This is a genomic window from Thermotoga sp. (assembly GCF_021162145.1).
Taxonomy (GTDB): Bacteria; Thermotogota; Thermotogae; order Thermotogales; family Thermotogaceae; genus Thermotoga.
The window spans coordinates 1-12,327 of sequence record NZ_JAGGZH010000152.1; the positions used below are offsets into that span (position 1 = coordinate 1).

Consider the following 12,327-nt stretch of genomic DNA (forward strand, 5'->3'; position numbering starts at 1 on the left):
AAAAAGGTACCACAAGAACAATAGGGGTTCTCATTCCCGAGCTGAGCGGAAGTTTCTTCGCAGAAATTGTGTCAAACATGGAAAAGGCCCTGTTCCACCTTGGATACAGGCTGCTTTTATGCTCAACGGATGATGATCCTGAGAAAGAAGCCGAGCAGATAAAAACCCTTATCAATCAGCGGGTTGAAGGAATATTAGCAGCACCGGTTAGTATAAAAGCAAACGCAAAGCTGTTTAAAACAGTTTTAGAAGGATACAAAATTCCCATAGTGTTTTTTGACAGATTGGTAGAGGGGATAGATGCAGACTTTGTGATTTCCGATAACGAGGAGGGTATGAGGATGATCATGGAGTATCTCATCTCAAAGGGACACAGAAAAATAGCGCTCATTCACCCTCTCAAAGGTACATACACAGGAGAAGCTAGGTTGAAAGCTTTCCTGAAGTACAGAAATCAACTTGAAATAAAAGAGGAGTGGATTAAAGATGGAAATTCCAATGAATACCACGCGCACGATGCGTTTATAAACATAATGAGTCTAAGGGACAGACCAACGGCGATTGTGGTTGGAAACAACTTGATGACACTCGGTGTGCTGAAAGCAGCGAAGGAATTGAATATAAAAATCCCAAATGAAGTCTCCATCGTCAGCTTTGACGATGCATACTGGAACGAAATCTTCGACCCACCGATAACTTGCGTAAAACAGGATCCTCAACAGATAGGATTGATAGCTGCTACAATTCTTCTAGATCGAATAAAAAACAGAAAAAAACGGACTAATCCTATGCAAGTTGTTCTCAAAGTAAAGTTCGTGGAACGAATGTCTGTGAAAGCTCTTGCCTGAAGTTCTTTGAACGAGTACACATTCAACCGGAATATCCAAAAAGCCGCGGTAAGAACAACACGAAATCTGGCCAGAAGGTTATAATCATCAGTGCGGCAACTTCTATTGGTATCCAGTACTTCAGCATTTCTTTGAAAACTTCACGAAGAGGTGTTCCACTCAACGCACTGGTGATATAACCTGTCTGACCATAGGGCGGTGTGTCCAGCGCCATCATGAGGTTAACGGTAGTGATTATGCCAAAATGAACAGGATCTATTCCAGCCGCTGTAACTAATGGAAAAATCATAGGAATTACAACCAGCTGTATTATGGAGACGTCTATGAACATTCCCAGTGTGAAATACAACAAATTTGTACTCAGTAGAAGCAGCACTCTATTTGAAAGTAAACCGGCATTGATGAAAGCTTCTGTTAGAAGTTGAGGAATGTGTTCGCGTGCAACGACGTAGGTAAAGATGTTCGCTGATGCAACTATGAAACTTATATATCCAACAGCTTCCGCCGTACGCATCAAGATCTTATAGAGCTTTTTCCATCCAAGTGTCCTGTATATGAACCAGCTTATCAGTATTACGTAGATCACTACAACTGCAGCAGCCTCAGTAGCCGTGAAAATGCCTCCATAGATACCCGCCAGTAAGATCATAGGGGCCAAAAGGGCTGGCAAAGAAACCCAGAAGGATCTTACGAGAAGAGGTAAGGGTACTCTTTTCCCGCGCGGATAGTTACGCATTCTAGATAGGATGTAAACCATCAGCATCTCAAAAGCCCCCAAAAGGAGACCTGGCAGAAATCCCGCCAGAAATAAGTATCCAAGAGAGGTTCCCGTAAGCATCGAATAGATAACCATCGGAATACTAGGGGGAATGATTGGACCTATGGTAGCCGAAGCAGCCGTGACTGCGCAAGCAAAGGGACCATCGTATCCTTCATCTAGCATAGCTTTTATTTCGATGCTCCCAATTCCTGAGACATCTGCTATCTCCGATCCGCTCATTCCTGCAAAGATGATACTAGCAGCAATGTTTGCGTATCCTAATCCTCCCCTGATGCCTCCCAAAGCTTTTTTTATGAAATCGAATAATCTTGCTGTTATTTCGCAATCGTTCATGACGTTAGCAGTGAATATGAAAAGTGGCACAGATATCAGAACATACTGGCCAGAAAATTGTATTGTCAGAATATCCAGTAAATTTGGAAGACTTATTCCCGTTGCAAGAAAATACAGTATACCTGCTGCTATCATAGAAAACACTATAGGATACCCCAGAACAAACATGGCTCCAAAGGTCAAGAAAAAGATCATCTTTCCCATGGCTTTCCCTCCAGATTTACAGGAATGCCCGTTATCAATTCTCTGATTTCGTAATATATGAACACGATATTATGATACACAACGAGGATCATGAATACCGGTAAGCAGAGCACCAAGTAAGTCCAAGGTATCCCCAACACTTCCGTACGGATAATGTGATACCAAAAAGCTTGCTTCAGGATGGGTTTCAATGAAATTATGAAAAGAACGGTTATCAACGAGTCGAAGGTGATATCTATAACCAATTGCGCCTTTCTTGGAAGTTTTTCATAGATGATGTTAAATTTCAAATGATCACGGTAACGATGGGCGTAAGCTGCCCCAAGCAAGACCGTCCACACAAAAGAGTAGGAAGTTATCTCATAAAGCTCTGGTGAAGGAAATTTAAAAACGTATCTTAACAAGACTTGGAGAAACATGGACAAAGTAAATGCAAAGAGCAAAATCGATGGCATATGAATTTCTACAGCATCCAACACTCCCTTGAAAATACTTAGGAGCCATTTTCTCATGAGATCTGTGCACCCCTTTTATCAAAGCCAAGACCGACAGAGTGGAAAAACTCTGCCGGCCTTGGCGAGTTTTCATCACATTTCCTGGATTTTTTCGTAAAGCTCTTTCCAAGAGTCGCTGAATGCGGGACTATTTAGATAATATTCACGTGCATGTTCTATGAAAGCTTCTTTGTCAGGGATTATTATTTCCATACCATACTCTTCACGGAAGACTTTGAGAAGTTTTGCTTCCTGTTCAAGAACAGTATAGTTCATATAATGTCGTGCAACCGCCATAGCTCTTTTGATGTAATTCCTGTACTCCTCTGGCATACTTTGCCACAACTTTTCGTTAATCACCGGACAAATCATACCTATTTGATGATCGGTGAGAACTATGTAATGAGTTACTTCGCAGAACTTTGCACTATAATCTGTTGGAAGAGGATTATCCTGTCCATCTATGGCTCCCGTTTTCAATGCTAGATAAACTTCCGTGAAACTCATAGGAGTGGGAGAAGCTCCCAAAGCCCGCGCCATATGCAAGAAAGTTTTGTTATTTGGCATTCTAAGTTTTATCCCCTTCAGATCCTCTGGCTTTCTCACAGGGCCAACCTTTTTGGTGAAGTTAAGCTCGCGCGTGCCAAGGTACCAGACGTCAAGAACCCTGAGATTGGTTTTTGCTGCAAGTTTGTCAAAAAGATCTTGAACCATCTTGCCGGTCATCACCCTGTACATATGATCGAGATCTCTGAACGCATAGGCTGCTTCGAAGACGCTAAATTCAGGCATAGCTGCAAGGTCAGCAAACCACGATGGAGCAGCATCACTGCACATCTCAAGATCTCCTCTCATTATTGCAAGTAATTGCGTCTTCTGATCCCCAAGCTGTCCTGAATGGTAGACTTCCACTTTGATTTTTCCTCCGCTGAGTTCTTCCACAACTTCTGCAAATTTTTTCATCGCCAATACCTGCGGTTGCGTTGGAGCAGCTACCGTGCTGAATCGAAGCACGTAGTCAGGTTTAACTTCGGCGAACACAAACACTCCCACTAGAAGTACTACTACCAAAAGCACGCTCCACCTTCTCATGGACAGCACCCCCCTTGTAAGGTATTGTGACTTACAAAATTGTTACCTTATCACTTGATACCCCTTGCTGTAAGTCCAGCGATGTAACAATCCATTAGGAAAAAGCAAGAACAACTGGAATTGCTGCCAAAAGACTCTCTACCATCAAAACTTGTAAATCCTCTTAAACTTTCTTCATCCAAAGAATAATCCTCTTTAATTAAGGTGCTATCATGACAACGTTTACTCCGTGTATTAACGCTTTTACATCATCGTAGTTCATACTTTCTCCTCTGTTTTTCAATAATTTAGATTTTCCCGATCTTTTTCAAAACACTTTTGATATTTTCCTTCTCCTTCTCAGTAGCGGGAGTTAAAGGAAGGCGAGGAATAGATGTTGGAAGTCCGGAAATCATTTCGAATGCTGCTTTTACAAGAGGAGTTGGATTCGTTCTTTTTCCGCCCACTCCATAGAAAGCTGAAAACACATCCATCAAGGCATGATATTTTTTCGTTGCTTCTTCGTTCCTACCGTTCAAAAAGTCTTCTATCATGGCTTTTATGATATCTCCTACAACGTGCGCTCCTCCACTCACTACACCTACACCACCCTGAATGAGAACTTGAAGCGTCATCGCATCATCACCAGAATAAACCGCCAGACGTCCGCTGGTGGCTTTTATGTACGCTGTGGTCTGAACAGGGTGAATCCCTGCCTCATCTTTGACAGCTATAACGTTCTCAAACTCCGCTATTTTTACCAGCGTTTCAGGTTCCAGATTTACTCCTGCAAAAAGAGGTATGTTGTACACCATGATAGGCAGCGAAGTGTTTTCCGATATCAGCTTGAAGTGCTGGTAAATTCCCTCTTGCTCGGGATGGCAGTAATATGGTAATACAACCATAACAGCATCATATCCCAGCTTTTCGGCCTCTTGATTCAATCTGATAACATCTTTCACAAATGCAGCTCCCGTTCCAGCTATGAGAGGTACCTCGTCACCTATTTCGTCCTTTATCTCTTTGAACAGCCTGATCCTTTCTTCGATGCTCAGAGCATAGAATTCTCCTGTTGTACCGGCCACAATGATGGAGTCACAGAATCCTTTTTCAACCACAAACTTCGCAACTTTCCGTGTGGTTTCATAATCGATCGATTGATCCTCTTTGAAAACTGTGATCAATGGAAGCAAGACTCGACCGAACTTTTCTACAACATTGTACTTGAAATTGTTCAACTCCATTTGACAAAGCCTCCTTTCGTTTCGTATAGTAAAACACTTTTTCATTCATTGAGATCGATTTATAATATACCAAAGAGACACCACTCAAGTCAAGACCTGACTCAGCATTTGGAATGAAATAATTTAGGAGGGAAGGAAAAATGCAAACACTGAAAAGAACAGCAGAAATTCTGAGTTGTTTTAGTATAAAAGAACCCACCCTTAGTCTCGGGGAAATAGCTGAACGCACGGGTATACCAAAACCTACAGTATACAGAATTTGCGAAACTCTCGTCAAACTTGGTTTACTGAAAAAAAACTTGGACAAAACGTATAGTTTGGGATACAAACTCTTGGAACTGGGAAGTATTGTTCTCTCTACACTAGAAATAAGAAAAGTAGCAATAGAGGTGATGGAAAAACTACAGAGCATAACTGGTGAATCTGTCCACCTGGGTATTCTCGACGGAACACACGTTCTCTCTATTGAAGCTTTGGAAAGTCCTCAGCCCCTAAGGACGAAAGTTTACATTGGAAAACGCGCAGCCCTCTATAGCACCGCTATTGGCAAAGCTTTGCTGGCTTTTTTACCCGAAGATCAAAAAAGGAGGATCCTGGAAAAAGTTATCTTGGAACCACACACGAGAAACACCATTACAGATAAGAAGAAACTCATAGAGGAGCTGAGAAAAACCCAAGAGAGGGGATACTCTGTTGACAACATGGAAGACGAAGAAGGAGTACGTTGTGTGGGTGCTCCTATCTTGAACAACAAAGGTTTCGCCATAGCTTCCATAAGTGTATCAGGACCAGCTTCAAGAATCACCGAAGGCAAGATAAAAGAATACGCAGAGCTTGTAATAAAAGCAGCGAGGGAAATTTCCAAGAAACTGGGATATACTAACTACTAGCAGCTTGCCAGTTAACCTCAAGAACTACTGTTTTATCATCTTTCTTTGAAAGACAATCTGGGACAATGATCTCTATGTCTTCTCCTATGTTTCTGAAACGAATTTCTTTACCTGTCAGAAAGTGTCTCATTTTTCCCGAGATGTTCAGCTTCTCAATCACCACTCTTTCTTTTTTTAGAATACCAAGAAAGACGATGAAGAGGCGGTCACACTTTCCAATGAATCGCACTTCAATATTGTCTTTTGTTTTCGCACAGCACTTCTTCCATGTGGAAGAACCGTATATCATATCACCGTACTTTTCAAGCCATTTCCCAAGTTCCAGAAGTCTTTCTTTTTGAAGCTCCGGTATTGTCCCGTCTGCCTTTGGACCTACATTCAAAAGGAGATTCCCGCCTTTGCTCACTACGTCCACAAGTGTGTATACAAGTTGTTCGGTAGAGAGCATGTGTTCTGGCCCCTCATTTCGATTGTAGCCGAAGGAAAGCCCTATTCCTCTCGTGAATTCCCACTTGTAACCGGGAAGATTTTCAGGATAGTTCACATGGTACTCTGCCGTTTTGAAATCCCAGTGTGGAACATCCCATCTATCGTTCACAACACCTTCCGGATGTTTGTTGTAATAGTAAGTAAAGAGATATTTCAGATCTTCTTTGCCCTTCTCGGGCCAACCCATATCGTTCCAGAGGATATCGGGCAGATACAAATCTATGAGTTCCATGACCTGTTTGTAAGCGTAGTCCGCATACTCATAGGTATTAGGTCTTATGTAGGAGAGATCCTCAGGATATCTTATCGGCTCGGTCGTGAAACGCCAGTCCAAGCCACCCGAGTAGTACACACCGAACTTCAATCCCGCTTCTCTAACAGTCTCTGCGAGTTCTCCTATGAGATCTCTCCCCGGACCCCTCTTCACAGCGTTGAAATCAGTGTACTTCGTTCCCCAGAGACAGAAACCGTCGTGATGCTTCGTAGTCGGTATGACGTACTTTGCACCCGCTTTCTTGAAGAGATCTGCCCATTCGCGGGGATCCCATTTTTCTGCTGTGAAGAGGTCTGCGAAACGCTTGTACTCGAAATCTTCACCGTAGGTTTTCACGTGGTATTCCCACGTAGGACTCCCCACAATTCTAAGGGAGTTCTCGTACCATTCGGCGTACGGATTCTGGAAAAACCATACGTCCATCGATACCTTTCCAAGTTCTCCAGTAGGTGTTGCCCATCCCGGGACAGAGTAAAGTCCCCAGTGGATGAATATCCCAAACTTTGCCTCGTCAAACCATCTTGGAAGACCATGTTCCTTCAGTGATTCCCACGCAGGTTTGTAGCGATGGTTCACTGTACATCCCCTCCTTGCTACAGATTGTACCTCTGGACAACCTCCTCATACCCCAGGCCACCGTGTATGATGGATCCCAAGGCCGTTAGAACTTCTTCCATGTTTTCCCTCTGCCACACGTTTCTTCCAAACATTACCCCTTTTGCGCCTGACTTTATTGATTCCTGAACTACTTTCAGGATCTGTCTCAGATTGTCTGATTTCGGCCCTCCCAGTACAAAGACGGGAACATGAAGTCTGTGAATTATCCGAGAGAGACGGTCTTCTCCCAGGAACTGAATCTTCAAAATGTCCGCTCCTATTTCCACAGCTATTCTCGCAGCAGATTCTATGAGATCAGGATCGTTTCTTTCTGAAGCATTCTCCCCCCACAGAACCGGTTCGACAACCAATGGCATATCCCAGTGTTCGCATTCTTCGATAACCTCTGCAGTCACCTGAACAACCTCAGCCTGCACACTCTTCTCTAACCCCCATGGAAAGAGAATCTTCACGGCATCCACTGCCATTTTCACTGCCTGTTCTACAGAGTGTATCAATTTATGGGTGAATACTTTTTCGAATTTCCCTGGAATGGTTGAACCCACTGGAAAATCTATTGTCAGAATCCTGGCAGGGGCATTTTTCTCTCTGAACAAGTGCTCCGTTAACTTTGCCATACCGGGGCTCAACAGAACTCCATCCACGCCACAGGATATTGCTCTCTCTAAAGTCTTCACAGGATCTTCAAGCCCCTCTACGTTTCCAAACATTAAACCGTGATCTAGAGCAATAATAAGAGATCTACCAGACCTCGGATTTAGAAGCCTTGAAAACCTCACCGCTTTCCCACCATACATCCGGCTCACTCCTTTTCTAGAACCCGTAAATTCTGTTTCTGAGTTTTAGATACTCGAGGTATTTTTTCTGGAAATAATCGCTCTTATCTGGATAGAAGTACTCGTACTCAAAGCTCTGTGAGGCTTCTTTGAAAAACCCTTCCCAATTTTTTTGACCTATTTTTGCGATTTTGGCTATCATAGCGGCACCGAGGGCGACACTTTCATGAACAGAAAGCACCTTTACAACTCTGCCGAAAACACTAGCTTTTACCTTTAACCACTCTCTTAACTGACTACCACCACCTGTTGCCACAATTTCATAGTCTTTCAATCCCAGTTTCTCAAATTCGTTCAGACAGCTTCTCATTTCGAAAGCGGTTGATTCAAGAACAGCTGAGATGATAACATCTCGATCATCCGCGTCTTTCAGGTTGAAGAACGCTCCACCAATTTCTTCCCTGTCGAACGTGCCACGAAGGTAGGGGAAGAAAAAGACTGTGTTCTTTTGATACCCAAACGTTCTGAAAACAGAGTAATCTTTCTTGAGAATCTTGTTGAGAAGCCAGTCGATACAGAATCCACCTGTAGGAAGCCCTGTGAGAAGATAGTATTTGCCAGGGATACAATGAAAACCAGCCTGGAACATCTTTGGAGCCTTCTTCAAGTATCCCTCCAGAGTCTCCCTGCCAATCGTCCAGAGCACAGCCTCTGTCGTGCCAGAGGAATCCAGCAACTTGGTTTCATCGTGAACACCAGCAGCATAGGAAGCGGTTATATGATCCTGCCCAGCTGTGGTCACAACCGTGTCCTTTGGGAGACCTGTTTCTTTGGAAACCTCTTCTCTTATTCTTCCTCGAGAAACACCACTATCAACGACCTCTGGAAGATGCTTTTTTGAGATGCCAGATGCTTCCACCAGTTCTTCATCCCACTTCCCAGTGAGTATGTTCATCAAAAGTGTTCTTGAAGAGTGTGCCCTGTCCATCGCAACGTTTCCTGTCAACAAAAAGGCTATTAAACTTGTCACATCGAGCCATTTGTAAACTTTTTCGGTCAGTTCCTTGTTGCTCTTGTAGAACCTCTTCATTTTGAACACTGAGTATATCCACGAAGGCCACAACCCCGTTTTTTTGAATATTACAGCCGGTGGAACCTTTTCCAGAAATTCTCTGTACTCTTCCAGCACGTTCTTGTTGTACCACATCATTCCATCCTGGAGTACTTCTCCGTTCTTTGATATTGGAAACACCGTCTCTCCGAGCGAAGAGATGCCAATAGCTTTTATCTTCTCTTTTATCCCCTCTGGTATTACCTTGAGAGAACTCAAAATCTTTGCAAAAAGCTTTTTTGATGACAGAAGATCTCCCTCTTTGCTGGAAATCACCGGTGTTCTGAATTTTCTACAAAACACAACTTTGAAATCATCATCGAACACCAGAACTTTCGTGTTGGTTGTCCCCACGTCTATCCCACAGTACACGAATGACCCCCACCTTTTTTAGGGAGCAAAAATTCCCTTCATCAACGCTCTTTTATGAAACGACAGGTATTCTTTCACTCCGTTAAGGTCTAGACGATCAGTGACAAGTTTTTCAAAGAGAAATTCCCCTGACTCTATGATCTTCACCGCTTCTTTCATAGTGAAAGGGTTCAAATAGGAACCCAGTATTTTCATCTCTTTTCGATATATCTCGAACGGTGAGACATCAATGGTCCTGTCTTTTGCTATAACACCGAACTGAAGAAGTGTTCCTCCCTTTCCAACGTGATCAAAACACGCTTTGAATCCCTCTACCGTTCCAGAACACTCGACAGCAAGGTCGTATTCGCCTTTCGGTTCATCCATCTTCAAATCAAATGTTTGTATAACAAATTCTGCTCGCTTTTCATTCTTTTCTGAGAGAATGATCTCCGCACCTGGAAAGATCTTTTTGAACATCAAACCAAAGATCACACCTATACTGCCTGCCCCTACTATGAGAATTCTGTCGAAAAATCCATGTTTCACCATTTTTATACCTTCGAGAACACAGGAAAGCGGCTCAGCGAATACCGCTCTTTCCACTGGCACGTTTTTCAGAGGATAGATTTGCGAATTTTCCACGAGAACGTACTCTGCAAAACCACCAGGTTCTGTTACCCCTGTTGCCTGGAGATCTTCACAGAATTGTGGCATACCCTTCCTGCAGTAATCACACTCTCCACAGGATCTGTTGGGATCTATTACAACCATCTGACCCTTCTCGAAAACATCCGACCTTTCGACAACCCCTGTGATCTCGTGTCCTGGAACGATTGGATAGTTTGCGTTCGTCTCTCCTGAGAAGATCTTGTAGTCCGTCCCACAGATGCCACACGCAAGGACTTTCACAAGTGTCTGGACCTTTCCGGGAACGGGCGTTTCTAGATCCATGACCTTCGGGCTACCGGGGCTTTCTATCAAAAGTGCTTTCATAACTCACCCCCCTCACCAAACGGTGTAACCGCCGTCTATCACCAGATCGTGCCCGGTCATGTAATCTGAAGCAGAACTTGCCAGAAAGATAACAGCTCCTATCAGATCATCCACCTCCCCCTGCCTTCTGAGTGGAATCATGTCGAGCCACAGGGAAACAAAGTCTTTCACCTCTGGAGACCTTACAAGAGGCGTTTTGATGTATCCCGGATTTATGCTCTTCACCCTGATTCCGTACGGTGACCATTCGGCACAAGCGACCTGGTGAGGTGTATTACACCCGCTTTTGTTGTAGGCTGCCCGTTTTTGTGGTCTATTCACTATATGATCCGACATCGATGCGATGTTTATAATTTTTCCATACTTTCTCTCCTTCATAGCGTGAAACTCTGTTTCGGTGGAAAGAAACACCCCCACCAGACTCACGTCTATTACCTTTTTCCATCGTTCAACAGGGTAGTTTTCAGCTTCACACCAATCACCTATCCCCGCGTTGTTGACAACATTTATCCAGCGCCTTTTTCACCGCCCTGAGAACAGTCCTCCTCTTTTGTCGTATCCCCTGCGTAAAAATCTGCTTCTCCTTCTTTTATTTTTTCAGCCGTCCTGCGAGCCGTTTCTGTGCTTATATTCAAGATCAAAACAGACACTCCAGCTTCAGCCAAAGAAAGGGCTATGGCCTTCCTTATTTCCTACCCTCTCCTATTGAGCGATTCTTCCTTTTAGATCACTTCAACACAATATTAGCACACCTCACAACCCAAAAGTATAATGAAAGGGGAAACAACATCCAAGCGCAGGAGGTGTGCGTTACAATGAGTGTTCTCTGCACCGGTGAAATTCTCATAGACTTCATCTCAGAAGATAAGGGAAGAAACCTCTCCCAGAGTGAGCTTTTCAGAAAGAAAGCGGGAGGTTCCCCTCTGAACGTCGCTGTAGCACTTCGAAGACTGGGAAGAAACGTTTCTTTCCTCGGAAAGCTCGGTGGAGACCAGTTCTCCTCGTTTCTTCTTGGAGTGATGAAAAAAGAAGGTATAGACACAACACACATCGTTGTAGATCCTTCCTGCAAAACAACGCTTGCCTTTGTGGCAAGGGATGAGCAGGGAAACCCGGATTTTGTTTTCTTCAGGGAAAATCCGGCGGACACGAATTTGAAACCTGAAGAGGTGAAGCTCGATCCAGAGGATTTTTCTTTTCTCCACGTGGGGTCTTACTCCCTCGCTGTGGAACCTTCTCGCAGTACCTATCTGAAAGTGATGGAAGAATTCCTCAGGGTGGGAAAACCCGTTTCTTACGATCCGAACGTGAGAGCAAATCTCATTAAGGACAGAAACTTTTTCGTGAAAGACTTCCTCGAAATCTCCTCGAAAGTCGACATCGTAAAACTCAGTGACGACGATCTCGAGTACATCTTCCAGGAAGATCTGGAAACATCCGTGGAAAAGATACCAATCAAGAGTGATGCAGTGCTTTTTGTGACGATGGGAAAGAGAGGATGTTTAGTGAGATTCAAGGGTGAAAAGCGTGTGGTTCCATCGTTCAGAGTGAAACCGGTCGATGCAACAGGATGCGGAGATTCTTTCACAGCCGCTGTGATACACAAATACCTAGAGAAGAAGCCAGAAACAATCGAGGATGTCGTGAAAATGGGAAGGTTCGCCAACGCCGTCGCAGCCATCGTCATCACGAAGATTGGTGGCGTTGATGCAATGCCTACGTTAGATGAAGTTGAAACGTTTCTATCGAGTTGGGAACGTTGAGTTAACCCGATATCAACTAAAGCCTAACCGAAATTTCTAAAAATCCCCAGCAGGTCTTTAAAGAAGATAAGGGAAAATAGCCTC

General features: G+C 43.8%; 12 protein-coding genes. 3 read left to right on the forward strand and 9 right to left on the reverse strand.

The genetic code is table 11. The features are described 5' to 3' along the window. Positions 1–848: substrate-binding domain-containing protein (locus tag J7K79_RS09270; protein WP_296907939.1), on the forward strand; the 848-nt coding region annotated here is incomplete at its 5' end. Between the two features lie 22 nt (positions 849–870). On the opposite strand, the gene J7K79_RS09275 is transcribed toward J7K79_RS09270, so the two are convergent. The 4 genes from J7K79_RS09275 to dapA form a co-directional block, all read right to left on the reverse strand. Next, entirely contained in the window at positions 871–2,166 is a 1,296-nt protein-coding gene (locus tag J7K79_RS09275) for a TRAP transporter large permease (protein WP_296907942.1), read from the reverse strand. Continuing rightward, positions 2,154–2,678, reverse strand: coding sequence for a TRAP transporter small permease (locus J7K79_RS09280; protein WP_296907945.1), 525 nt, complete (start codon positions 2,676–2,678; stop codon positions 2,154–2,156). Before J7K79_RS09280 ends, J7K79_RS09275 begins: the two co-directional genes overlap by 13 nt. 75 nt (positions 2,679–2,753) lie before the next feature. Next, positions 2,754–3,752, reverse strand: coding sequence for a sialic acid TRAP transporter substrate-binding protein SiaP (locus tag J7K79_RS09285; protein WP_296907947.1), 999 nt, complete (start codon positions 3,750–3,752; stop codon positions 2,754–2,756). Between the two features lie 287 nt (positions 3,753–4,039). Beyond that, complete coding sequence (dapA, locus tag J7K79_RS09290) at positions 4,040–4,975, reverse strand: 4-hydroxy-tetrahydrodipicolinate synthase (RefSeq protein WP_296907949.1); 936 nt, start codon at positions 4,973–4,975, stop codon at positions 4,040–4,042. A gap of 140 nt (positions 4,976–5,115) precedes the next feature. On the opposite strand from dapA, the gene J7K79_RS09295 reads away from it, so the two are divergent. Further along, positions 5,116–5,865, forward strand: coding sequence for an IclR family transcriptional regulator (locus J7K79_RS09295; protein ID WP_296907953.1), 750 nt, complete (start codon positions 5,116–5,118; stop codon positions 5,863–5,865). Here J7K79_RS09295 and J7K79_RS09300 read toward each other — a convergent pair. Genes J7K79_RS09300 through J7K79_RS09320 form a run of 5 tightly spaced genes read right to left on the reverse strand, consistent with a single transcriptional unit; the run spans position 5,855 to position 10,990 of the window. Beyond that, entirely contained in the window at positions 5,855–7,204 is a 1,350-nt protein-coding gene (locus J7K79_RS09300) for an alpha-L-fucosidase (protein WP_296907956.1), read from the reverse strand. The two genes, J7K79_RS09295 and J7K79_RS09300, sit on opposite strands and share 11 nt — an antisense overlap. 17 nt (positions 7,205–7,221) lie before the next feature. Beyond that, positions 7,222–8,025: a fructose-bisphosphate aldolase gene (locus J7K79_RS09305; protein ID WP_296907959.1), complete on the reverse strand. Its 804-nt coding sequence runs from the start codon at positions 8,023–8,025 to the stop codon at positions 7,222–7,224. Between the two features lie 34 nt (positions 8,026–8,059). Beyond that, positions 8,060–9,505: an FGGY-family carbohydrate kinase gene (locus J7K79_RS09310; RefSeq protein WP_296907962.1), complete on the reverse strand. Its 1,446-nt coding sequence runs from the start codon at positions 9,503–9,505 to the stop codon at positions 8,060–8,062. A gap of 18 nt (positions 9,506–9,523) precedes the next feature. After that, the gene (locus J7K79_RS09315) at positions 9,524–10,480 is read right to left on the reverse strand and encodes a mannitol dehydrogenase (RefSeq protein ID WP_296907965.1); all 957 of its coding nucleotides are present in this window, start codon (positions 10,478–10,480) and stop codon (positions 9,524–9,526) included. 12 nt (positions 10,481–10,492) lie between these two features. Beyond that, positions 10,493–10,990, reverse strand: coding sequence for an SDR family oxidoreductase (locus J7K79_RS09320; RefSeq protein WP_366932614.1), 498 nt, complete (start codon positions 10,988–10,990; stop codon positions 10,493–10,495). Between the two features lie 305 nt (positions 10,991–11,295). On the opposite strand from J7K79_RS09320, the gene J7K79_RS09325 reads away from it, so the two are divergent. After that, positions 11,296–12,243, forward strand: a complete 948-nt coding sequence (locus tag J7K79_RS09325) for a carbohydrate kinase (protein WP_296907968.1) — start codon at positions 11,296–11,298, stop codon at positions 12,241–12,243. Positions 12,244–12,327 lie beyond the last annotated feature (84 nt).

Bases quoted from the DNA above. Each gene is read 5' to 3' on its own strand.
- J7K79_RS09275 (WP_296907942.1), bottom strand. From the start codon at position 2,166: ATGGGAAAGATGATCTTTTTCTTGACCTTTGGAGCCATGTTTGTTCTG.
- J7K79_RS09280 (WP_296907945.1), bottom strand. From the start codon at position 2,678: ATGAGAAAATGGCTCCTAAGTATTTTCAAGGGAGTGTTGGATGCTGTA.
- J7K79_RS09285 (WP_296907947.1), bottom strand. From the start codon at position 3,752: ATGAGAAGGTGGAGCGTGCTTTTGGTAGTAGTACTTCTAGTGGGAGTG.
- dapA (WP_296907949.1), bottom strand. From the start codon at position 4,975: ATGGAGTTGAACAATTTCAAGTACAATGTTGTAGAAAAGTTCGGTCGA.
- J7K79_RS09295 (WP_296907953.1), top strand. From the start codon at position 5,116: ATGCAAACACTGAAAAGAACAGCAGAAATTCTGAGTTGTTTTAGTATA.
- J7K79_RS09315 (WP_296907965.1), bottom strand. From the start codon at position 10,480: ATGAAAGCACTTTTGATAGAAAGCCCCGGTAGCCCGAAGGTCATGGAT.
- J7K79_RS09325 (WP_296907968.1), top strand. From the start codon at position 11,296: ATGAGTGTTCTCTGCACCGGTGAAATTCTCATAGACTTCATCTCAGAA.